Annotated in this window: 18 protein-coding genes; 6 read left to right on the plus strand and 12 right to left on the minus strand. The window is 61.6% G+C overall.

The genetic code is table 11. The features are described from left to right. Positions 1 to 105 precede the first annotated feature (105 nt). Complete coding sequence (locus tag SOP95_RS06120) at positions 106 to 1863, plus strand: S9 family peptidase (protein WP_442967726.1); 1758 nt, start codon at positions 106 to 108, stop codon at positions 1861 to 1863. Positions 1864 to 1868: 5 nt separating this feature from the next. On the opposite strand, the gene SOP95_RS06125 is transcribed toward SOP95_RS06120, so the two are convergent. Next, complete coding sequence (locus tag SOP95_RS06125) at positions 1869 to 2027, minus strand: YqaE/Pmp3 family membrane protein (protein WP_003228885.1); 159 nt, start codon at positions 2025 to 2027, stop codon at positions 1869 to 1871. A gap of 211 nt (positions 2028 to 2238) precedes the next feature. Beyond that, the gene (locus SOP95_RS06130) at positions 2239 to 3522 is read right to left on the minus strand and encodes an aspartate aminotransferase family protein (RefSeq protein ID WP_323606561.1); all 1284 of its coding nucleotides are present in this window, start codon (positions 3520 to 3522) and stop codon (positions 2239 to 2241) included. A 169-nt stretch (positions 3523 to 3691) separates the two neighbouring features. Here SOP95_RS06130 and SOP95_RS06135 point away from each other — a divergent pair, with 169 nt between their 5' ends. Next, positions 3692 to 4621, plus strand: a complete 930-nt coding sequence (locus tag SOP95_RS06135; protein ID WP_274075526.1) for a LysR family transcriptional regulator — start codon at positions 3692 to 3694, stop codon at positions 4619 to 4621. Between the two features lie 227 nt (positions 4622 to 4848). On the opposite strand, the gene SOP95_RS06140 is transcribed toward SOP95_RS06135, so the two are convergent. From SOP95_RS06140 to bioB, 10 genes are all read right to left on the minus strand, one after another. Next, positions 4849 to 6627 carry an acyl-CoA dehydrogenase C-terminal domain-containing protein gene (locus SOP95_RS06140; protein WP_323606562.1) on the minus strand — a complete coding sequence of 593 codons (1779 nt, stop codon included), beginning with the start codon at positions 6625 to 6627 and terminating at the stop codon, positions 4849 to 4851. 191 nt (positions 6628 to 6818) lie between these two features. Then, positions 6819 to 8615, minus strand: coding sequence for an acyl-CoA dehydrogenase C-terminal domain-containing protein (locus tag SOP95_RS06145; protein ID WP_323606563.1), 1797 nt, complete (start codon positions 8613 to 8615; stop codon positions 6819 to 6821). Between the two features lie 87 nt (positions 8616 to 8702). Further along, positions 8703 to 9995 (minus strand): GGDEF domain-containing protein, encoded by a 1293-nt coding sequence (locus tag SOP95_RS06150; RefSeq protein ID WP_323606564.1) that lies wholly within the window; start codon positions 9993 to 9995, stop codon positions 8703 to 8705. A gap of 173 nt (positions 9996 to 10168) precedes the next feature. Next, positions 10169 to 11974 carry a phenylacyl-CoA dehydrogenase gene (locus SOP95_RS06155; RefSeq protein WP_323606565.1) on the minus strand — a complete coding sequence of 602 codons (1806 nt, stop codon included), beginning with the start codon at positions 11972 to 11974 and terminating at the stop codon, positions 10169 to 10171. A gap of 253 nt (positions 11975 to 12227) precedes the next feature. Further along, on the minus strand, positions 12228 to 12524 hold the full coding sequence (locus tag SOP95_RS06160; protein WP_274075531.1) for a pyrroloquinoline quinone biosynthesis protein PqqE: 297 nt from the start codon (positions 12522 to 12524) through the stop codon (positions 12228 to 12230). 105 nt (positions 12525 to 12629) lie between these two features. Continuing rightward, positions 12630 to 13310, minus strand: a complete 681-nt coding sequence (gene bioD / locus SOP95_RS06165; RefSeq protein WP_274075532.1) for a dethiobiotin synthase — start codon at positions 13308 to 13310, stop codon at positions 12630 to 12632. Then, a complete protein-coding gene (gene bioC / locus SOP95_RS06170) occupies positions 13307 to 14119 on the minus strand; it encodes a malonyl-ACP O-methyltransferase BioC (protein WP_274075533.1) in 813 nt (270 codons plus the stop codon). The genes bioD and bioC overlap by 4 nt, the downstream gene beginning before the upstream one ends. Continuing rightward, positions 14112 to 14843 carry an alpha/beta fold hydrolase gene (locus tag SOP95_RS06175; protein WP_323606566.1) on the minus strand — a complete coding sequence of 244 codons (732 nt, stop codon included), beginning with the start codon at positions 14841 to 14843 and terminating at the stop codon, positions 14112 to 14114. The genes bioC and SOP95_RS06175 overlap by 8 nt, the downstream gene beginning before the upstream one ends. After that, on the minus strand, positions 14836 to 16014 hold the full coding sequence (gene bioF / locus SOP95_RS06180) for an 8-amino-7-oxononanoate synthase (protein ID WP_274075535.1): 1179 nt from the start codon (positions 16012 to 16014) through the stop codon (positions 14836 to 14838). Before bioF ends, SOP95_RS06175 begins: the two co-directional genes overlap by 8 nt. A 166-nt stretch (positions 16015 to 16180) precedes the next feature. Next, positions 16181 to 17236 (minus strand): biotin synthase BioB, encoded by a 1056-nt coding sequence (bioB, locus tag SOP95_RS06185; protein WP_020796035.1) that lies wholly within the window; start codon positions 17234 to 17236, stop codon positions 16181 to 16183. 94 nt (positions 17237 to 17330) lie between these two features. On the opposite strand from bioB, the gene SOP95_RS06190 reads away from it, so the two are divergent. From SOP95_RS06190 to SOP95_RS06205, 4 genes are all read left to right on the plus strand, one after another. Continuing rightward, positions 17331 to 18071 (plus strand): ComF family protein, encoded by a 741-nt coding sequence (locus SOP95_RS06190; RefSeq protein ID WP_323606567.1) that lies wholly within the window; start codon positions 17331 to 17333, stop codon positions 18069 to 18071. Between the two features lie 63 nt (positions 18072 to 18134). Further along, positions 18135 to 18899: a TOBE domain-containing protein gene (locus SOP95_RS06195; protein WP_274075537.1), complete on the plus strand. Its 765-nt coding sequence runs from the start codon at positions 18135 to 18137 to the stop codon at positions 18897 to 18899. A gap of 67 nt (positions 18900 to 18966) precedes the next feature. Next, complete coding sequence (locus tag SOP95_RS06200) at positions 18967 to 20868, plus strand: PhoX family protein (protein ID WP_323606568.1); 1902 nt, start codon at positions 18967 to 18969, stop codon at positions 20866 to 20868. Between the two features lie 175 nt (positions 20869 to 21043). Continuing rightward, a complete protein-coding gene (locus SOP95_RS06205; protein WP_274075539.1) occupies positions 21044 to 22018 on the plus strand; it encodes a serine/threonine protein kinase in 975 nt (324 codons plus the stop codon). Positions 22019 to 22197: the final 179 nt, after the last annotated feature.

Here is a 22197-nt window from a genome sequence, read left to right on the forward strand (position 1 = left end):
ACGCGACCCAGACCATTGAACAACTGGCCTTTCGCAATGAACGAAACTCACGCCTCATCGCAAAAAGCTGAACCCTTCAGCGCCGCCAACGCCGTCGCGGCCGGTATCGACTTTGCCGAACTGCAGGTCGGCGCCCAGGGTTTGTTCTGGAACGAGTACCGCCCGGAGGATGCCGCGTGCCGGATCTGGCACTGGCGCGATGGCGTGGCCCACTGCCTGACGCCACCGCCGTTCAGCGTGCGCAGTCGGGTGTACGAATATGGCGGGGGCGCGTTTTGCCTGACCGGTGACGGCGTGGTGTTCGTCAATGAGGCCGATCAGCAACTGTATCGCCAATCGTTGCAAGGTGAGACGCCCCAGTTGCTGACGTCCGGCTTGTGTCGATACGGCGATCTGCAGTTCGCTAATGGCCAAGTGCTGGCAGTCGAGGAAAACCGCAATGAACACCGCCTGGTGGCGATCGACCTGGCGGATGGCACGCGGCATTTGCTGGCCGAAGGCGCGGACTTTTACGCCGCACCGACCTTGAGTCCCGAGGGGCAACGACTGGCCTGGATCGAGTGGAGTCGCCCGGACCAGCCGTGGACCGCGACCCGCTTGATGGTCGCCCATCGCCAGGCTGATGGCAGCTACGCCAGCCCCTTCTGCGTGGCTGGCGACCAATCCCAGGAGTCGCTGCAACAACCGCGCTTCGACAGTAACGGCCACTTGTACTGCCTGACCGATCGCGCTGGATACTGGCAGCCTTGGGTGGAGTCGGCCGATGGCCTGAAGCCGTTGCCCTGCGCCGCCGCCGACCACGGCCCGGCGCCCTGGCAACTGGGCGGCTGCACCTGGCTGCCACTGGGCAAAGGCAGCTACCTGGCCAGCTGGACAGAAGGCGGTTTCGGCCGACTGGGGCTTTGCGCTACCGGGTGCGACGACTTTACCGGCGACTACAGCCGCTTCCGCCATCTTGCCCTGGATGAGCGGTTCATCTACTGCATCGCGGCGTCCCCCGTCAGTTCCGCGGCGGTGATCGCCATCGATCGCCAAACCCGCCAGGTGAAGGTCCTCGCAGGCGGCATCGCACCGCTGCCCGCCGAGCAAATCAGTCGCCCACAAACCCTGCGCTACCCAAGCGGCTCGAGTGAAGCCCACGGCTTTTTCTACCCGGCCATGACCAGCGACGCCAGGCCGCCACTGGTGGTGTTCATCCATGGCGGCCCGACTTCGGCGTGTTATCCGATGCTCGATCCGCGCATCCAGTACTGGGCACAGCGCGGTTTCGCCGTGGCCGATCTCAACTATCGCGGCAGCAGCGGTTACGGCCGTGCCTATCGCCAGGCCTTACATTTAAGCTGGGGTGAAGTGGATGTCGAAGACGCTTGCGCGGTGGTCAGCCATCTCGCTGATCGTGGCATGATCGACGGCGACAAGGCCTTCATTCGCGGCGGTAGCGCCGGAGGCTACACCGCGCTGTGCGCGCTGGCGTTCCACCAGGTGTTTCGTGCCGGCGCCAGTCTTTATGGGGTCAGCGACCCTGTGGCGCTGGGCCGGGCCACGCACAAGTTCGAAGGCGATTACCTGGACTGGCTGATTGGTGATCCGCAACAGGATGCCGAACGTTACGCCGCCCGCACGCCGTTACTGCATGCCAGCAACATTCACGTGCCGGTGATCTTCTTTCAAGGCGAGCTGGATGCCGTGGTGGTGCCGCAGCAGACCCGCGACATGGTCGAGGCCTTGCAGCACAACGGCATTCTGGTCGAAGCCCATTACTACGCGGATGAGCGCCACGGCTTTCGCAAAGCCGCCAACCAGGCCCACGCGCTGGAGCAGGAATGGTTGTTCTATCGACGGGTTATTGCGTCAGCAAATTGAAGGGCTCAGCGCTTGGCGATGATGTACACCGCATGCACGATCCCGGGAATGTAGCCGCACAGCGTCAGCAGAATGTTCAGCCAGAACGCTCCGCCGAAGCCCACTTGCAGAAACACGCCCAGGGGTGGCAACAGAATGGCGATGATGATGCGGATAAAGTCCATGCGAGCAGCTCCTGATTGAAGGGGGCTCACGCGAGCCCATAACCAATCGACCTGTACCGTTGGTCAGGGTTCAGCCCGATTTGCCCGGCCAGTGTATCCAGGTCATGTTTCTGAACGACGCAGCTGCCACGAAAAAACGCCCCACGCCAAAAGAATCAGGCGTGGGGCGTGCGTTATACCGCGAGACGGTTCGGGAATTCTTGGGGCCTGCCTAGACGGCGATCCCTTTGCGACATTGCAGCTGCGCGGTGCGCACGCGGGAGAAAGCGCGGGCCAGGCGCAGCAGCATTTCATCGATGTTGGCCTTGCTCACCGTCAGCGCCGGGGTGAAACGCAGGCAATCGGCTTGCGGCGCATCGAGCAACAGCCCTTCGTACAGCGCGGCCTTGACCACGGCGTCGGCCGAGTCGTCGGACAGGGTCAGCCCCCAGAGCAGCCCTTGTCCGCGCAGTTCGCCATGTCCGTAGCGATGGGACAATCGCTGCAGGCCTTCGCGCAGGTGCTGGGCCATTTCCCCGACATGCTCGAGAAAACCCTTGTCCTGCACACTGTCGAGCACCGCCAGGCCGGCCGCGGTCAGCAGCGCATTGCCATGATGGGTGCCACTCATTTCGCCCGCCTCGATGCAGCAGGCCTTGCCCCGCGCCAACAGCGCCGCCACCGGCACACCACCGCCAAGCCCTTTGCCGAGCACGACGATATCTGCGCGCACGCCGTAGGACTGTTCAGCCAGCAGGCTGCCACAGCGACCGACACCGGTTTGCACTTCGTCGAAGATCAGCAGGATGCCCAGCTCGCGACACAGGCGCTCGACCCCTTTGAGGTAATGCGCAGTGGCCGCAATCACCCCGGCTTCGCTCTGGATCGGCTCGAGCATGATCGCCACGGTCCGTTCATCCACCGCCGCGTGAAGCGCCGCGAGATCATTGAAGGGAACGCGGCTGAAGCCCGGAAGCTGCGGCTCGAAACGGTTGATCAGGGTCGAGCTGTCCGACGCCGAAATCGTCCCCAGGCTACGACCATGGCAAGCCTGGTTGGCCACGATGATCCGCGAAGCGCCGCCGCGGTGCCGCTGCCCCCATTTGCGCGCCAGCTTGATCGCCGCTTCGCACGCCTCGCTGCCGCTGTTGAGCAGGTACGCCTGATCGCTGCCAGTGCTGTCACACAGGCGCTGGGCGAGATTGAGCATGCCGCGGTTATGCAAGCCGAAACCGGGATTGATCAGCGCTTGCGCCTGCGCGGTAATGGCACTGACCAGTGCCTTGGGGCTGTGGCCGAGGCTGTTGGCGCCGCCGCCCTGGGAGAAATCCAGGTACGCACGGTCCTCGCTGTCCCACAACCAGGAACCCTGGCCACGGACAAACACCTGCTTGGGACGATCGACACTGGGCATCAGGTACTCGCTGCAAAGATTGTCGTCCCTGGACGGGGCGCAATGGTCCGCCAGCAAATCATCGAGACTGGGCGATTGCCGACGCAGGCTGAACAGATTCATGGGTTCAACCCTCGCAGAAGGTTTTTTGCGTTACCTATGCAAATGCCATCGAAGCAAAGGATATTCATCGCGTTCCGGGGCCCTGTAAGCCTTGTGAATGCGGTTAGACTAGGCCCAGGCAAGGCGTTGAGCCATTTCGATTTAGCAGCATTTTTGATAAGCATTACTTATGGATTTCAAGCAACTGCGTTATTTCGTCGCTGTGTATGAAGAGGGCCATGTGGGCCGGGCTGCCGAGCGCCTGTCGATTTCACAGCCGGCGCTGTCCCAACAGATCCGCCACCTCGAACAATCCCTGGATGTGAGCCTGTTCGAACGCAGCAGCAAACGCCTGTTGCCGACCCTGGCGGCCCATACGCTGTACAACCATGCCCTGCCCTTGCTCGATGGCTTGCAACGGGCACGGGAAGCACTGGGCAACTTCAAGGGGCATGCGCTGCGCACCCTGGCCATAGGTGTGCTGCAAACCGTCCACACCAGCCTGGTGCCACAAATGCTCGAGCGGGTGCGCAAGGCGCAGCCCCATCTGGTGGTGCAGATCTATGAACTGACCGGGCTGGAAATCGAGCGACGACTGCTCAATGGCTCCCTGGACATCGGCATCGGCTACTTGCCGCCTCGCCAGCCGGGATTGCACGGGGTGATGTTGTACGAAGATGAACTGACGCTGGTCATCCCGGCCGACCATCCTTTGCGCGAATTCAAGAAAGTCTCCATGAGCCAGGCCGCCGAATTGCCGATGCTGCTGCTGGGCGAAGAATTTCAGATACGGCAAATCTGGCAGGCGCAACTGGCCAGCCTGGGACGACGCCCGCAGGTACAGGCCGAGCTGAACAACATGGCCGGCATTCTCGACAGCCTGCCGCACACGCGGTTGGCGACGGTGCTGCCCGGACGCTCGCAGAAAACCCACGGCAACCGGCAATTGTTGTGGAAACCCCTGAGCGAGCCGCGGGTGCCGCTGAAAGTCGGGTTGGTCTGTCGCGATGTGCAACGGCAACAGGCCTCGCTGGCCTTGCTGCGCACGTTACTGGAGGAGGTGATCAATCGGCCGGATGAGCGTTTGAACAGCCCGTCGATACTGGATGACCTGGGCTAAACACTTTTCTCGAGGCAAAAGAAAACCCCGCCGAAGCGGGGCTTTGCAGACTGTTTCCCTGACATCCTTTTCACTCCGCCGTCCTGGCAGAATCCTACGTGTCCGTGTTGTTACTTTGCGCTTCCTGCGCTACGTCCATGAGAAGTAGATTAGCTGTGGATCCAATTTCCGACTATGGGAGAACAGCAGCACGTCATGTAAGAGAATGCTTACATTAGGTTACATCATCAGAATTGCCCGGCATCCAGCAGGAACAACGACTCGCTACCGGCCTTCACCGACGCGCTCAACGAGTGAATACGCGGCAGCAAGCGGGCGAAATAGAAGCGTGCGGTGCCCAGTTTGCTGGCGTAGAAATCGTCCTGGGTTTCTTTGCCCAGGGCGGCCTTGGCCATCAACGCCCACATGTAGGCGTAAGCGACGTAACCAAAGGTTTGCAGATACTCGACCGACGCCGCGCCGATTTCATTCGGGTTGTTTTTCGCCCGATCCAGCAGCCAAGAGGTCAATTCGTCGAGGGTGGTCACCGCATCGTTCAGTGGCTTGGTGAACTCCGCCAGGTCCGCACTGGCGGTGGCGGTGAAGTGACGAATCTCGTCGGCGAACAGGTTGTAGAACGCACCGCCCGTGCCGACGATCTTGCGCCCGACCAGGTCCAGCGCCTGGATGCCGTTGGTGCCTTCGTAGATCTGGGTAATGCGTACATCGCGCACCAGTTGCTCCTGACCCCACTCGCGGATGTAACCGTGGCCGCCGAACACCTGCTGGCCGTGAACCGTGGTCTCCAGACCGAGATCGGTGAGGAACGCCTTGGCCACCGGGGTCAGCAAGGCCACCAGGTCTTCCGCGCGTTTGCGGGTGGTGGCGTCTTCGCTGAACTTGGCGGTGTCCAGTTGCATGGCCACGTAAGTCGAGAAGGCGCGGCCGCCTTCGTTCGCGGCTTTCATGGTCAGCAGCATGCGACGCACGTCCGGGTGAACGATGATCGGGTCAGCCACTTTGTCCTTGTTCTGCGCGCCGGTTGGCGAACGGCTCTGCAGACGATCACGGGCGTACTCGACGGCGTTCTGGTACGAGCGCTCGCCAGTGGCCAGGCCTTGGATGCCGACGCCCAGACGCTCGTAGTTCATCATGGTGAACATCGCCGCCAGGCCCTTGTTCGGCTCGCCGACCAGGTAACCCACGGCTTCGTCGAAGTTCATCACGCAGGTCGCGGAGGCCTGGATGCCCATCTTGTGTTCGATCGAGCCGCAGTTGGCCGGATTGCGCGCGCCCAGGCTGCCGTCGGCATTGACCATGAACTTGGGCACCAGGAACAGCGAAATGCCTTTCGGTCCGGCCGGTGCGTCCGGCAGTTTGGCCAACACCAGGTGGATGATATTTTCGGTCAGGTCGTGTTCGCCGCCGGTGATGAAGATCTTGGTGCCGCTGACTTTGTAGGAACCGTCGGCCTGAGGCTCGGCCTTGGTGCGGATGATCCCAAGATCAGTGCCGGCGTGCGGCTCGGTCAGGCACATGGAACCGGCCCAGACGCCGGCGTACATGTTCGGCAGGTAGGCGGCCTTCAGCTCTTCACTGGCGTGGGCGTTGATCGACAGGCAGGCACCCGCAGTCAGCATCGGGTACAGACCGAACGACAGGCTGGCCGAGTTGACCATTTCTTCGACCTGGGCCGAAACGGCCTTGGGCATGCCCATGCCGCCGTAGGTCGGATCGCCACCGACACCGACCCAACCGCCTTCAGCGTAGGTCTGGTAAGCCTGTGGGAAACCTGCCGGCGTGGTGACGGCACCGTCCGCCCAGTGGCAGCCTTCTTCGTCAGCGGCACGGCTCAGGGGTGCGATGCTTTTGCTGGTGACCTTGCCGGCTTCTTCGAGAATGGCTTCGACCGTTTGCGCATCAACGGTCTCGGCCAGCGCTGGCAGCTCGGCCCAGAGTTTGGCGACCTCGAATACTTCATTGAGGACGAAGCGCATATCGCGCAGGGGCGCTTTGTAGTCAGCCATGGCAAACCTCGCAAGATCTAAACAGGTGAATCGTAGGAGTTGTGTTTTTCGTTGGTTCCGAGTGTAACCCAACAACTTTTGCGACACATAGGGTCGGTCTATGACCGTTTTGTAATGTTTAGTCACCGACTATTCAGTCATAAAAAAGCCCGCAATTCAGCGGGCTTTCCTTTGTGATTCATTTTAAAAGATTAAAGCGCGAATATTTCCGCTGGCAGCTTCATCAGGCAATCACTGCCTGCCTCGATGGCTGCCCGATGAGCGGCAGTACGCGGCAGCAATCGCTTGAAGTAAAACTCGTTGGTGGCCAACTTGCCCTGGCAATAATCGGCATCACCGCTGCCCGAATCCAGCTGCGCCTGAGCCACCAGCGCCATGCGCAGCCACAAGTAGCCGAGGATGATGTATCCGCTGTACATCAGGTAATCCACCGACGCGGCGCCGACTTCATCCGGGTTTTTCATCGCGGCCATGCCGACCTGGGTGGTCAGTTCGCCCCACTGCTGATTGAGCGCGTTGAGTTGCGCCACATAGCTGGCCAAGTGCGGATGCCCGGCGTTCGCCGCACAGAACTTGTGGACGATCTTGGTGAAGCCGCGCAGGAGCTTGCCCTGGCTGCCGAGGACTTTACGCCCGAGCAGGTCCAGCGCCTGGATGCCGTTGGTGCCTTCATAGATCGGGGCGATGCGGCAGTCACGAACCAGTTGTTCCATGCCCCATTCACGAATGAAACCGTGGCCACCGAACACCTGCATGCCATGGTTGGTCACCTCCAGCCCGGTTTCGGTCATGAAGGCTTTGCAGATCGGTGTCAGGAAGGCCAACAGGTCTTCGGCGTCCTGGCGCGCCGTGGCATCCGCGCTCAGGTGCGCCACGTCGAGCAATTGCGCAGTGAAGTAAGTCAGGGCGCGGTTGCCTTCGTTGAAGGCTTTCATGGTCAGCAACATCCGGCGCACGTCCGGATGCACGATGATCGGGTCAGCGGCTTTTTCCGGAGCCTTGGGGCCCGTCAGCGCGCGCATCTGCAAACGGTCGTTGGCGTATTTGATCGCGCCCTGGAAACTCGCTTCGCCCAGACACAAACCCTGCATGCCAGTGCCCAGCCGCGCGTGGTTCATCATGGTGAACATGCAGTTGAGGCCCTTGTTCGCTTCCCCGATCAAAAAGCCCTTGGCCCCGTCGAAGTTCAGCACGCAGGTGGCCGAGGCCTTGATCCCCATCTTGTGCTCGATGGAGCCGCAGGAAACGCCATTGCGTTCGCCCGCTTCACCCTCGGCATCGGGCAGGAACTTGGGCACGATGAACAGCGAGATGCCTTTGGTCCCGGCCGGCGCATCCGGCAGTTTCGCCAGGACCAGGTGAATGATGTTGGCGCTCATGTCGTGCTCGCCGGCGGAGATGAAGATCTTGCTGCCGGAGATCGCGTAGCTGCCGTCGGCTTGAGGCACGGCGCGGGTCTTGATGATGCCCAGGTCAGTGCCGCAATGGGCCTCGGTCAGGCACATGGTGCCGGTCCATTGGCCGGCGGTGAGTTTGCTGAGGTAAGTGTGTTTCTGTTCGTCAGTGCCATGGGCGTGGATCGCCGACATGGCGCCGTGGGTCAGGCCGGGGTACATGCCCCAGGACGTGTTGCTGGAACCGACCATTTCGCTGATGACCAGCCCCAGTGAACTGGGCAGCCCTTGGCCGCCATACGCCGGATCAGCCGCCAGGCCATGCCAGCCACCCTCGACGTATTGGGCGAAAGCCTGCTTGAAGCCTGCGGGCGTGGTGACCACGCCGTTGTCGAAACGGCAGCCCTCTTCGTCGCCGCTACGGTTGAGCGGCGACAGCACGTTTTCACAGAACCGTGCGCCCTCTTCGAGGATCGCATTGATCATGTCCGGGCTGGCATCGGTGGCGCCGAGGGCGGCGTAGTTGCTGTGAAAATCGAAAACGTGGTCGATCAGAAAGCGCATATCGCGCAAGGGGGCCTTGTAGTCGGGCATGGTCATTTCTCCGGCAGCAGATGACTCAAACCTACTGCCGCCGACCCGCCCTTCACAATCACAGTCCAGACGCTGAATGCGCCGTCATCACTCAACCGTAGCGGCGTCCATGCGCACCGCGCCCCGCCGGCTCTGCCCGAACGCCATCACGCAGTTACGCCCGGCGCCCTTGGCGCTGTAGAGCGCCTCGTCCGCGGACTTGAGCACTTTCTCGGGGGTGCGTTGCTCCACGCGTTCGGCAACGCCGATACTCACCGTCACAGACACGCTCGAGGCACTGGCGCCCGCGCGACGCTGCCGGCCCTGATTGTCATCCTGTGGACGGCTGTCCTGATTGCGCAGATGAATGTTGTAGGTGGCGATGGACTCGCGAATGACCTCCAGGTGCGGCATGCACTCTTCGAGGGTCTTGCCTGCAAACACCAGGGCGAATTCTTCACCGCCATAGCGATAGGCCTTACCGCCCCCGCCGATTTTCGACAACTTGCTGGCGACCAGTCTCAACACCTGGTCCCCCACGTCGTGCCCGTGGGTGTCGTTGAATTTCTTGAAGTGGTCGACGTCACTCATGGCCAGCACATAGTTGCGCCCCAGGCGCTGCATGCGCTCATTCAACGCCCGGCGCCCCGGCAGCCCGGTGAGTTCGTCACGGAAGGCCATCTGATAGGCCTCATGGGCCACGGCGGCGGCGATCATCAGCATCACCTGGCTGCACATGATGTTCAGCGTGAAGGGCAGGATGAAGGTTTTCGGCAACATCCAGAATAGCCCGAGCAACCCCACCAGCTGGGCGGCATGCAGGGGCCTTGGGTGACGCCAGTACTGCCAGGTCAGCAGCAGGAACACGGCGATGAACACAGGATAGGACAGCTGGATCAGGCTCATCCAGGCGCCGTGCAAGACAGGCCAGCGAATCTCCGCCAGCCACACCAGCAGCGTCTGCGGATAACTTTGCTCAAGGGCCAGGGCCACGCTACCCACGGCCAGCAACACGGCGAAACGGGCGACCATGTCCTGGAACAGATGAGTACGCTCCTGCCACGCGGCGAACACGCCGAACAGCAACGGCAACAGCAGGCAACACAAATGAAACACCACCGCGGCGTCCTCACGCACCTTGCCGTGGTCGCGGTAGTAATCGGTCTGGGTGTCGAGCAGGAAGTAGGCGATGTACACCGTGACCATCAGGAACAGTTCACGCTGGCGTCGATAGACTGCGCAGTAGGCACCGCCAAGCAACAGCACCAGGGTGGGAAGCACCTGGAACAGCGACGTGAAGAAGACGTTCAGGTCCTTGATGTAGGCAGCCGCGAGCCCCGCCAGCAACAGCAGCAATGAAGGCAAAAAGTGACTTACACGCATAGGGGAAGAACGCGGCAAAGGTATGGCTCCGACCCGTCATATCAGTGATGGCAATGTGCCCATAACTGTAACGGCAGGAACCTGGACTTGCTTAGCCCATTACCGAGGTATTTTCATGACAGTGCCTGCGCAGGCACAAAAAAGCCGCTGCTCCGGAAGGAACAGCGGCTTTTCAAGAAGCGCGTTAGGACTTAGTAGCCCAGCGCGAAATCTTCTTCTTTCATGTCCATCAGGTTGTTGGCACCCGACAGCATGGTTGCAACGTGAGAGCGGGTACGTGGCAGGATGCGCTGGAAGTAGAAGCGCGCGGTCTGCAGCTTGGCGGTGTAGAACGCCTCTTCGGATGTGCCGGCAGCCAGTTTCTCGGCAGCCAGGCGCGCCATGTCAGCCCAGAAGTAGGCCAGGCAGGCGTAACCGGAGTACATCAGGTAGTCCACGGAGGCCGCGCCGACTTCTTCGCGATCTTTCATGGCGGCCATGCCGACCTTCATGGTCAGCTCGCCCCATTCCTTGTTCAGTGCAGCCAGCGGTGCAACGAACTCTTTGACAGCGTCGTTGCCTTCGTTGGTCTGGCAGAATTTGTGGACGATCTTGGTGAAGCCTTTGAGGGCTTCGCCTTGGGTCATCAGCACTTTACGGCCTAGCAGGTCGAGTGCCTGGATACCGGTGGTGCCTTCGTACAGCATCGAAATACGGCTGTCGCGAACGTTCTGTTCCATGCCCCACTCGGCGATGAAGCCGTGGCCGCCGTAGATCTGCACGCCGTGGTTGGCGGATTCGAAACCGACTTCGGTCATGAAGGCCTTGGCAATTGGCGTCATGAACGCCAGCAGTGCGTCGGCTTTTTTCTTCTCTTCCTCGTCCACGCCGTACTTGACGATGTCGACTTGCTTGGCGGTGAAGTAGACCATCGCGCGGTTGCCTTCGGCGAACGCTTTCATGGTCAGCAGCATGCGACGCACATCCGGGTGCACGATGATCGGGTCAGCGGCTTTGTCCGGCGCTTTCGGGCCAGTCAGCGAACGCATTTGCAGGCGATCACGAGCGTATTTCAGGCCGCCCTGGAAGCCGATTTCGGCGTGGGCCAGGCCTTGCAGCGCAGTACCCAGGCGTGCGGTGTTCATGAAGGTGAACATGCAGTTCAGGCCTTTGTTCGCCGGGCCGATCAGGTAACCGGTGGCCGCGTCGAAGTTCATCACGCAGGTGGCGTTGCCGTGGATGCCCATCTTGTGTTCCAGGGAACCACAGGACACGGCGTTACGCGCGCCAACCGAACCATCGGCGTTCGGCATGAACTTCGGCACGATGAACAGCGAGATGCCTTTGGTGCCAGCCGGTGCATCCGGCAGGCGGGCCAGCACGATGTGGACGATGTTGTCGGCCATGTCGTGTTCACCGGCCGAGATGAAGATCTTGGTGCCGGAGACTTTGTAGGAACCGTCGGCCTGAGGCTCGGCCTTGGTGCGCAGCATGCCCAGGTCGGTGCCGCAGTGCGGTTCGGTCAGGCACATGGTGCCGGTCCATTCGCCGGACACCAGTTTGGTCAGGTAAGCCTCTTGTTGCTCAGGCGTGCCGTGCTCGGAAATGGTGTTCATCGCGCCATGGGAGAGGCCCGGGTACATGCCCCACGACCAGTTGGCTTCGCCGACCATTTCGCTGACCGCCAGACCCAGGGACTCCGGCAGGCCTTGGCCGCCGTGCTCCACGTCGTGGGCCAGGCTTGGCCAGCCGCCTTCGACGAATTGCTTGTAGGCCTCTTTGAAGCCAGTCGGGGTCTTAACACCGGACTCGCTCCAGGTGCAGCCTTCGATGTCGCCCACACGGTTCAGCGGAGCCAGCACCTGCTCACAAAACTTGGCGCCTTCTTCAAGAATGGCGCTAACCATGTCTGGAGTTGCGTCTGCACAAGCCGGAAGGCTCTGATAGTGCGCCTCGTAGCCGAGCAGTTCGTCACGAACGAAGCGAATATCACGCAAGGGGGCCTTGTAGTCAGGCATAGCGATAAACCTCTGCTGATGTAACCGGGAATGAGCGACCGTTGTCGAAACGATCAAACAGTTGTTTGAAACATACGTTTACGCCCAAATCTTGTCAAGCACCGATCTTTTGCCATTCGTCATCCGACGACCAATTAGCGCGCACGCGGGCCTGACGCTGTTGGCCTGAGCAACGCGCAGCGTGAGAAAGATAGTGGATAGCAGGACTCACGCTGAAAGCGTACCCGTCAGACGGTGCGCTTTCAGCGTGAGTTCAGGCGTAGGTGTCGATCAGGGTGCCAAGCATTTCGTCGGAAGCCTTGGCGACTTTGGCGCCCAGCTCCACCTGAAACCTGCCTTCGGCCATGGCGATATTGCTGCTCACGAGGTCAGACTGCTGACTGCGGTCGACTGAACGCAGGCGATCGGCCTGAGCTTCGGAAGATTGGCTGGTCAACGAACGCTCGATCGTTGTATTGGCGATTTGTCCGGCGGCTTGATCGACACGGTTCTGCCCCGCCTGGACAGTGCTCAGGCCAGCATAAAAAGCGGTATTACCCGAAATTTCCATGGAAGAACTCGTCCTTGCAAAGAGTCGTCAATACCATTGAAGCAGACATACCGGGAAATGGCCCGTCAAAAACACTAATAGCACAGTGCCGCCATCGCCAATACCTTAGTCCAGCAGGTCCAGTTGCAGGTGCTCCGCCACCGCTTCGGCCGTGACCATCTTGAGTTTCGGCACCCGTCCCAGGCACGGCGCCGGGAGGCGTTCGGCGAGGGTTGCGAGGTTTTCTTCCAGGCGTGCGGTCTTCGGATCAATGATGTTCGCCACCCAGCCCGCCAGCTGCAAACCATCCCGGGCAATCGCCTCGGCCGTCAGCAACGCGTGGTTGATGCAGCCCAGGCGTATACCGACCACGAGGATAACCGGCAGGTTGAGCGCCATTGCCAGGTCCGACAGGTTGTCCTGGTCCGCCAATGGCACGCGCCAGCCGCCAGCGCCCTCGATCAGGGTGAAATCGGCCTGCATGTCGAGAATCTCGCGCATCGGCGTCAACAGCGATTGCACCGTCAACGCGATGCCTGCCTCGCGCGCGGCCAGGTGCGGCGCAATCGCCGGCTCCAGCGCCAGCGGATTGACCTGAGCGTAGGTCAGGGGCAGCGAACACTCCGCCAGCAGCGCCAGCGCGTCGGCATTGCGCAGGCCCTTGGGCGTCACCGTGCAGCCAGAGGCCACCGGCTTGCCCGCGGCCGTGCTTAACCCGGCTGATCGCGCGGCATACAGCAGGCCGGCGGCAATCGTGGTCTTGCCGACATCGGTGTCGGTACCGGTGACGAAATACGCGGAGCTCATAAGGGTTTCTCCAAAACGGCATACACCACTTGATAAGTCGCCGGCAGGCCCTGGGCCTGACGAAACTGCTCATAAGCCTCGACCAGGCCGAGAATCCGCGCCCGACCGGTCAAGCCCCCCGGTCGCCCGGGGTTCAGGTTGTGCGCCCCCAAGGCCTTGAGCTCATGGGTCAGGCTGCGCACGTCCGGGTAATGCAGCACATGCGCCTGGTTTTCCAGGCTGATCGCCCGCAAACCGCTGGCCGCGCACAGCTGCTGATAAACGCCAAACTCGCGGAAGCGGTTGACGTGCACCATGCCATCCACCTGACGCCAGCTGTCACGCAGTTCGAACAACGTGCCCACACATAGACTAGCAAATGCGAAAACGCCCCCGGGTTTCAGTACTCGATGGGCCTCGCTGAGTACCGAAGTGAAGTCCGCGCACCACTGCACCGCCAGGCTGGAGAAAATCAGGTCGCACGTTGCATCGCGCAACGGCATGCGCTCGGCGTCGCCGGCGATGAAGTGCGTGGCGCCGCCCAAGGGCCGGGCGTGGTTGAGCATGCCTTCGGCGATGTCCAGCGCCACACCTTGGCTGACGGGAAACCGCTCACCCAGCGCACGACTGAAATGGCCGGTGCCGCACCCAAGGTCGAGCCAGCGCTGCGGCACGAACGCCTGGGGCAAACGGTTGAGCAACTGGCTGCCGACATCACGTTGCAACTCAGCCACGCTGTCGTAGCTCGACGCCGCACGGGAAAACGACGCGGCTACCTGGCGCTTGTCGGGCAAAGCGCCGGGCAATTGGGGAAAAGATAAATCAGTCATCGCCGCACTCATGCAAAAAGGCCTGGATCGCCCCCGCCACACCGTGGGGATTTTCCAGGAGGAACGCGTGGCCGGCCTGTTCGATCAGACCGATTTCAACATCCGGCAGCAGCGCCAGTAACGCCTCGGCGGCTTCGGCCGGCACCAGCCCGTCGAGGCCGGCATACAGATGCAATTGCGGACCGCGGAACGTCTGCAGGGCCTGGCGGGTGTCCAGTTGCGCAAGCAACTCCAGGCCACTCATCAGCACCGCCGGCGAGGAGTGTGGCGCGCCCCCGAGCAACAGCCTCGACAAGCCGCGCGGGTCTTCGGCACCTTGGGCACAGAGCAGTGAAAAGCGCTTCAACGTCGTGCGCGGATCGGTAGCGCAACCCGCCAGGAAGGCATCGAAGGTTTCCCCGGGCATTGCGGTTGGCCATTGTTCATGGCTGACAAAACAAGGGTTGCTCGCCAGTGTCAGCAGGCCACAGCAACGGTCGCCACGACGCGCCGCCAACTCGGACGCAAGCATGCCTCCCAGCGACCATCCACCTAGCCAGGCGTCCTGTGGCACGCTGGCGTCGAGTTCATCGAGCCAATGTTCGAGATGGGTAGAGTCGAGCTCTGGCAGCGGCTCGATTTCCACGCGCAGATGTTCGTCCAGCCCCTGCAAGGCAGCGGCCAATGGCTCCAGCGGCGAAATCCCGAGACCCCAGCCGGGCAGCAGAATCAGTCGATCACGCATGGCCAGGCTCCGGTCCCAGTCGTTCATGACAATCGGCCAGTCCCTCTAACAATAGCTGCACTTGCGCCTCGCTATGGGAAGCGGTCAGGGTCACGCGCAGTCGGGCGCTGCCAGCCGGCACGGTTGGCGGGCGGATGGCGCTTACCATCAATCCGCGTTCGCGCAGCATCTGCGACAAACGCACCGCGCGCCCGGCGTCACCGATCATGATCGGCTGGATAGGCGTGAAGCTGTCCATCAGCTCCAGGCCGATCTGCTCGGCGCCTTGGCGGAACTGGCGAATCAGCGCCTGCAAATGCTCGCGACGCCAATGCTCGCTGCGCAGCAGTTCCAGGCTTTTGAGGGTCGCGCAGGCCAGGGCCGGGGGTTGGCTGGTGGTGTAGATGTAGGGGCGGGCGAACTGGATCAGGCTCTCGATCAACTCTTCGCTGCCGGCGACAAAAGCACCCGCCGTTCCGAACGCCTTGCCGAGCGTGCCGACCAATACCGGCACGTCTTCCTGGCTCAGGCCGAAATGCTCGACGCTGCCGCCACCCTGGGCCCCCAGGGGACCGAAACCGTGCGCGTCATCGACCATCAGCCATGCACCCTTGGCCCTGGTTTCCCGGGCCAGCGCTGGCAGATCGGCAATGTCGCCGTCCATGCTGAACACCCCGTCGGTGACGACCAGCGTATTGCCGGTGGCTTTTTCCAGGCGCTTGGCCAGGCTCGTGGAGTCGTTGTGCAGATAGCGATTGAAACGTGCGCCAGACAACAGCCCCGCATCCAGCAACGAAGCGTGATTGAGCCGGTCTTCGAGCACCGTATCGCCCTGCCCCACCAGCGCCGTGACCGCACCGAGGTTGGCCATGTAGCCGGTGGTGAACAGCAGGGCACGCGGGCGACCGGTGAGGTCGGCCAAGGCTTCTTCCAGGGCGTGATGCGGGGTGCTGTGGCCGATGACCAGATGCGAAGCCCCGCCACCCACGCCCCACTTCGCAGCCCCGGCGCGCCAGGCTTCGATCACTTGCGGGTGATTGGCCAGGCCCAGGTAATCGTTGTTACAGAACGCCAGCAATGGCTGGCCGTCGACCACTACTTGCGGGCCCTGCGGGCTTTGCAGCAATGGACGTTGGCGGTAGAGGTTTTCAGCACGACGGGCAGCCAGGCGTGCGGCGAGATCGAAAGACATGCAGGCCTCGGTGTCAGATCGCAGAGTGCAAAAGTTGCACGATCCCCTGTGGGAGCCAGCCTGCTGGCGATGACGGACTGTCACTCAACATTGATGTCGATTGACCTGACACCATCGCCAGCAGGCTGGCTCCCACAGGTTTGCATTTCTTCAGAAGGATCGGAGGTCAAACAGCCGCGTTATAGAACTGCTCGCTGCTCTTCTGCTCCACCAGCGCCTGTTCGATGGCAGCCTGATGCACTTCGTCGGCGTGTTCTTCGCGGGCTTCCGGCAGGATCCCCAAACGCCCGAACAGTTGCATGTCCTTGTCGGCCTGTGGGTTGGCAGTGGTCAGCAGTTTTTCGCCGTAGAAAATCGAGTTGGCGCCGGCAAAGAACGCGAGGGCCTGCATCTGCTCGTTCATGGCTTCGCGGCCAGCGGACAGGCGCACGTGGGATTTTGGCATCAGGATCCGCGCGACCGCGAGCATGCGGATGAAGTCGAACGGATCGACGTCGTCGGCATTTTCCAGCGGCGTACCGGCGACTTTCACCAGCATGTTGATCGGCACAGACTCCGGATGCTCCGGCAGGTTGGCCAGCTGGATCAGCAGGTTGGCGCGGTCATCGAGGGACTCGCCCATGCCGAGGATGCCGCCGGAGCAGATCTTCATCCCCGACTCACGTACGTAGGCCAGGGTTTGCAGGCGCTCGCTGTAGGTGCGGGTGGTGATGATGCTGCCGTAGAACTCAGGCGAGGTGTCGAGGTTGTGGTTGTAGTAATCGAGGCCGGCCTTGGCCAGCGCTTCGGTCTGGTCCTGATCGAGGCGACCGAGGGTCATGCAGGTTTCCAGACCAAGGGCTTTGACGCCTTCGACCATTTTCAGCACGTAAGGCATGTCTTTGGCCGATGGATGTTTCCACGCCGCGCCCATGCAGAAACGGGTCGAACCGATGGCCTTGGCACGCGCAGCCTCTTCGAGGACCTTCTGCACTTCCATCAGCTTTTCTTTTTCCAGGCCGGTGTTGTAGTGACCGGACTGCGGACAATATTTGCAATCTTCCGGGCAGGCACCGGTCTTGATCGACAGCAGGGTCGATACCTGGACGCGGTTGGCGTCGAAATGCGCGCGGTGCACCGTCTGCGCCTGGAACAACAGGTCATTGAATGGCTGAACGAAGAGTGCTTTGACTTCGGCCAAAGACCAGTCATGACGCAAAGTTGCAGAGGTGCTGGCGCTCATGGGCGTTTCCTTTGTTTTATGCTTTGGCAGGCGACCGGGAAAGGGAATTTCCACCGGCGCATCACAGGTGTTTCGGCATATTTAAGGAAGAGCCATGCGCTGTCAACCACGATACGACAAGCAGGTTTACATCTGGTTAAAAAACAAACAGCACTGTTTGCTGTGTGATGAAGCGGCTGATGGCTCCACGCCCATTTGCATGGCTTGCGAAACCGAACTGCCCTGGCTCGGCGAGCACTGCCAGACCTGCGCCCTGCCCTTGCCCGCTGCCGGCCTGACGTGCGGCCAGTGCCTCAAGCAGCCTCCGGCGTTTGAACGAGTGGTTGCGCCCTGGACTTACAACTTCCCGATCGACAGCCTGATCACCCGCTTCAAGCACAGCGCGCAATGGCCGTTGGGCCACCTGCTCGGCGAACTTCTCGCTCAATCCCTGCAACATCGCTTCGACGATGACTTGCCGCGACCCGATGCGCTGGTCCCCGTGCCGATGGCTGCCCGGCGCCTGCGCCAACGAGGCTTCAATCAGGCTGCAATGCTGGCGCGTTGGCTCAGCGAACGCCTCGATGTGCCTTCCGATGAACGGTTGCTATCGAGAACCCAGGACACCAACGCCCAACAAGACCTCAGCGCCGCGGCCCGCAAAAAGAACCTGCAACATGCCTTCGCCCTGGCACCCGACGTATCAGTGAAGAATCGCCATCTGGCGCTGGTGGACGACGTACTGACCACGGGTGCCACCGCGCAAGCACTGGCTTGCCTGCTGATGGACGCAGGCGCCACACGGGTCGACGTCTATTGCCTGGCACGTACACCCAAACCTGGCGAGTCGCCGTGACTTGACTCCCGGGCCCCGAGCCGCCAACGTCCTCTCCATCGTCATTGCCCAAAGCGTCTTGCCATGTCCTTGCCTACGCTGTTGTCCCAGCACATTGTCCGCCGCCCGCAACGCATTGCCCTGCTGCAACACATCGCCGAGCAGGGCTCGATCACCCGCGCGGCGAAAAGCGCGGGCCTGAGCTACAAGGCCGCCTGGGATGCCATCGATGAACTCAACAACCTTGCGCAAAAACCGTTGGTGGAGCGCAGTGTCGGCGGCAAAGGCGGTGGCGGCGCGAAACTGTCCACCGAGGGCGAGCGTGTGCTACGCCTCTATCAAAAGCTGCAGGTGTTGCAGGCCCAGGTCCTGGAGGCTGCCGAAGACGCCAGCGACCTCGACTTGCTCGGTCGCCTGATGCTCAGGACCAGCGCACGCAATCAGTTGCACGGCAAGGTGGTGGCCATTGAAACCCAGGGCCACAACGACCGGGTCCGCCTTGAACTGGCCGAAGGCTTGAGCATCGCTGCGCAGATCACCCACGACAGCACCGTGCGCCTGGACCTGCAAACCGGCACCGAAGTGGTCGCCCTGATCAAGGCCGGTTGGCTCGATGTGCTGGGCAGCGGCGACGAGGCAACACCCGGACACAATTGCCTCGAAGGCGTCATCGAGGAAATCCTCGACGCCGAAGACGGCCCCTGCGAAGTGCGTATCGGCCTGCCCAACGGCCAGACGCTCTGCGCCCTGGCCGAGCCCTGGCATTTGCAATCGCGCAAGCTGACCAGCGGCAAACCGGTGCGCGCACAGTTCTCCCCGTCCAACGTATTGCTCGGCACGCCGCTTTAAATACACCTGCAACAAAAGCGTCATCGTCCGCCATTAAGGTGACTGCAAAAATCGCAGGGAGCCTGATGTGAGCCTATTAGAAGACAACCAACCCACCGACCTCGAACAGATGGTCGGCCTCAGCCGCCGTGGTTTCATCAGCGCAGGCGCCTTGTGCGGTGCCGCCATGTTCCTCGGCGGCAACCTGCTGAGCCGCAGCGCACTGGCCGCCAGTGTCAGCGCCGGCACCAGCCGGTTGCTGGGTTTCGAGAGCATCCCCGCCGCGACCAGCGACGCGATCAGCCTGCCACCCGGCTACAAGTCTTCGGTACTGATCAGCTGGGGTCAGCCCCTGCAGAACAACGGCCCGGCCTTCGACGCGAGTGGCAACGGCAGCGCCGAGCATCAGGAAGTCCAGTTCGGCGACAACAACGACGGCATGAGCCTGTTCGCCTTCCCCGATGACAACAACCGGGCGCTGATGGCGATCAACAACGAATACACCAACTACCGCTACCTCTACCCCCACGCGGGCATGCCGCAATCAGCGCAGGAAGTGCACAAGGCCCTGGCCTGCGAAGGCGTGTCGGTGATCGAAGTGCAGCGCAAGGAGGGTCATTGGCAGTTCGTCCAGGGCTCGCCCTACAACCGGCGCATCCACGGCAATTCGCCGATCAGCCTGAGCGGCCCGGCTGCCGGTCACGCACTGCTGAAAACCAATGCCGATGCGCAAGGCAAGACCGTCCTCGGCACGTTCCAGAACTGCGCCAACGGCAAGACGCCTTGGGGCACCTACCTGACCTGTGAAGAGAACTTCACCGATTGCTTTGGCAGTACCAATGCCGAGCAGAAATTCGACGCCGCGCAGAAACGCTACGGCGTGGTGGCGACCAGCAAAGACATCAACTGGCATCAACACGATTCGCGCTTCGACCTGGCGAACAATCCCAACGAACTCAACCGCCACGGCTGGGTGGTCGAGATCGACCCGTTCGACCCGAAATCGACCCCGGTCAAGCGCACCGCACTGGGCCGTTTCAAACACGAAAACGCCGCCCTGGCTGAAACCAAAGACGGCCACGCCGTGGTGTACATGGGCGACGATGAGCGCGGCGAGTTCATCTACAAGTTCGTCAGCCGCGACAAGATCAACCACAAGAACCCCAAGGCCAACCGCGACCTGCTGGACCACGGCACCCTGTACGTGGCCCGTTTCGATGCAGGCGACGGCAATGCCGATCACCCCAAAGGCCAGGGTGAATGGATCGAACTGACCCACGGCAAAAACGGCATCGACGCCAGCAGCGGTTTTGCCGACCAAGGCGAGGTGTTGATTCATGCCCGTCTGGCGGCCAGCGTGGTGAAAGCCACGCGCATGGACCGTCCGGAATGGATCGTCGTCAGCCCCACGGACGGTCAGGTTTACTGCACCCTGACCAACAACGCCAAACGCGGCGAAGAGGGGCAACCGGTGGGCGGGCCGAACCCGCGCGAAAAGAATGTCTACGGGCAGATCCTGCGCTGGCGCACCGACCGCGATGACCACGCCTCGAACACCTTTGCCTGGGATCTGTTCGTGGTCGCCGGCAACCCGCAAGTGCATGCCGGCACGCCGAAGGGCGGTTCGTCGAACATCACCCCGCAGAACATGTTCAACAGCCCGGATGGGTTGGCGTTCGATAAGGCCGGTCGGCTGTGGATACAAACCGATGGCGATTCGAGCAATGCCGGTGATTTCGCCGGCATGGGCAACAACCAGATGCTCTGCGCCGACCCTGCGACCGGGGAAATTCGTCGGTTCATGGTCGGGCCGATCGGCTGCGAAGTGACGGGCATCAGTTTTTCGCCAGACCAGAAGACGTTGTTTGTCGGGATCCAGCATCCGGGGGAGAACGGTGGTTCGACCTTCCCTGAGCACCTGCCGAACGGCAAGCCGCGGTCTTCGGTGATGGTGATCACCCGGGAGGATGGCGGGGTCGTCGGCGCCTGACAGGGCCTCTTCGCTGGCAAGCCAGCTACAAAGTCATGCGCGATTTCAAAAATGGCGAATGACCTGTAGGAGCTGGCTTGCCAGCGAAGGCGTCAGCACAGTCACAACCTATCCATGTCTGTCTGCGCTACCATGCCTGGCCGGACGCAGCAGCCTGCTGCGCGCAGGAGTCAGCATGGCCCACCCGTTTGAAACGCTCACCCCAGACCTCGTGCTCGATGCCGTCGAAAGCATCGGTTTTCTCAGCGATGCCCGCATTCTGGCGCTCAACAGCTACGAAAACCGTGTCTACCAGGTCGGCATCGAAGACGCCGAGCCGCTGATCGCCAAGTTCTACCGCCCACAGCGCTGGACCAACGAAGCGATCCTTGAAGAACACCAGTTCACCTTTGAACTCGCCGGGGTCGACGTGCCGGTCGTCGCGCCGATGATCCATAACGGTGAAACCCTGCACGAACACAATGGCTTCCGTTTCACCCTGTTCCCCCGCCGCGGCGGCCGCGCGCCGGAACCCGGCAACCTCGATCAGCTGTATCGCCTGGGACAACTGCTCGGCCGCCTGCATGCGGTGGGCTCGACCAAGCCGTTCGAGCACCGTGAGGCGCTGGCGGTGAAAAACTTCGGCCATGACTCGCTGACGACCTTGCTCGAAGGCAATTTCATCCCCCGCAGCCTGCTGCCGGCCTACGAGTCCGTGGCCCGCGATCTGCTCAAGCGTGTGGAAGATGCCTACAGCAATACGCCGCACCAGAACATCCGCATGCACGGCGACTGCCACCCCGGCAACATGATGTGCCGCGACGAGATGTTCCACATCGTCGACCTGGACGACTGCCGCATGGGACCGGCGGTGCAGGACATCTGGATGATGCTGGCCGGCGATCGTCAGGACTGCCTGGGTCAGTTGTCAGAACTGATGGACGGCTACAACGAATTCCACGACTTCAATCCCCGGGAACTGGCGCTGATCGAACCCCTGCGCGCATTGCGCCTCATGCACTACAGCGCCTGGCTCGCACGGCGTTGGGACGACCCGGCGTTTCCGCGCAGTTTTCCGTGGTTTGGTACGGAGCGGTATTGGGGAGATCAGGTGTTGGCGTTGCGCGAGCAGCTGGCGGCGCTCAATGAAGAGCCACTGAAACTCTTCTGAGAAACACAAATTCACTGTGGGAGCGGGCTTGCTCGCGAATGCGGTGTGTCAGTCGACATCAAGTTTGCTGACACTGCGCATTCGCGAGCAAGCCCGCTCCCACATTTGTTCTGTGTTCACAATTGCCCAACCTATTCAGGCAGGACATTCGTAGACAAATCTCCTTACAATCCCCTCTT

It is taken from the genome of Pseudomonas sp. YuFO8 (assembly GCF_035065025.1).
GTDB lineage: Bacteria > Pseudomonadota > Gammaproteobacteria > Pseudomonadales > Pseudomonadaceae > Aquipseudomonas > Aquipseudomonas putida_AE.

Coding starts and splice junctions, on each gene's coding strand:
- bioB (WP_020796035.1), bottom strand. CDS start 17,236: ATGAGCGCCAGCACCTCTGCAACTTTGCGTCATGACTGGTCTTTGGCC.
- SOP95_RS06190 (WP_323606567.1), top strand. CDS start 17,331: ATGCGCTGTCAACCACGATACGACAAGCAGGTTTACATCTGGTTAAAA.
- SOP95_RS06130 (WP_323606561.1), bottom strand. CDS start 3,522: ATGAATCTGTTCAGCCTGCGTCGGCAATCGCCCAGTCTCGATGATTTG.
- SOP95_RS06135 (WP_274075526.1), top strand. CDS start 3,692: ATGGATTTCAAGCAACTGCGTTATTTCGTCGCTGTGTATGAAGAGGGC.
- SOP95_RS06145 (WP_323606563.1), bottom strand. CDS start 8,615: ATGCCCGACTACAAGGCCCCCTTGCGCGATATGCGCTTTCTGATCGAC.
- bioC (WP_274075533.1), bottom strand. CDS start 14,119: ATGACTGATTTATCTTTTCCCCAATTGCCCGGCGCTTTGCCCGACAAG.
- SOP95_RS06160 (WP_274075531.1), bottom strand. CDS start 12,524: ATGGAAATTTCGGGTAATACCGCTTTTTATGCTGGCCTGAGCACTGTC.
- bioD (WP_274075532.1), bottom strand. CDS start 13,310: ATGAGCTCCGCGTATTTCGTCACCGGTACCGACACCGATGTCGGCAAG.
- SOP95_RS06125 (WP_003228885.1), bottom strand. CDS start 2,027: ATGGACTTTATCCGCATCATCATCGCCATTCTGTTGCCACCCCTGGGC.
- bioF (WP_274075535.1), bottom strand. CDS start 16,014: ATGTCTTTCGATCTCGCCGCACGCCTGGCTGCCCGTCGTGCTGAAAAC.
- SOP95_RS06140 (WP_323606562.1), bottom strand. CDS start 6,627: ATGGCTGACTACAAAGCGCCCCTGCGCGATATGCGCTTCGTCCTCAAT.
- SOP95_RS06175 (WP_323606566.1), bottom strand. CDS start 14,843: ATGCGTGATCGACTGATTCTGCTGCCCGGCTGGGGTCTCGGGATTTCG.
- SOP95_RS06155 (WP_323606565.1), bottom strand. CDS start 11,974: ATGCCTGACTACAAGGCCCCCTTGCGTGATATTCGCTTCGTTCGTGAC.
- SOP95_RS06205 (WP_274075539.1), top strand. CDS start 21,044: ATGGCCCACCCGTTTGAAACGCTCACCCCAGACCTCGTGCTCGATGCC.
- SOP95_RS06195 (WP_274075537.1), top strand. CDS start 18,135: ATGTCCTTGCCTACGCTGTTGTCCCAGCACATTGTCCGCCGCCCGCAA.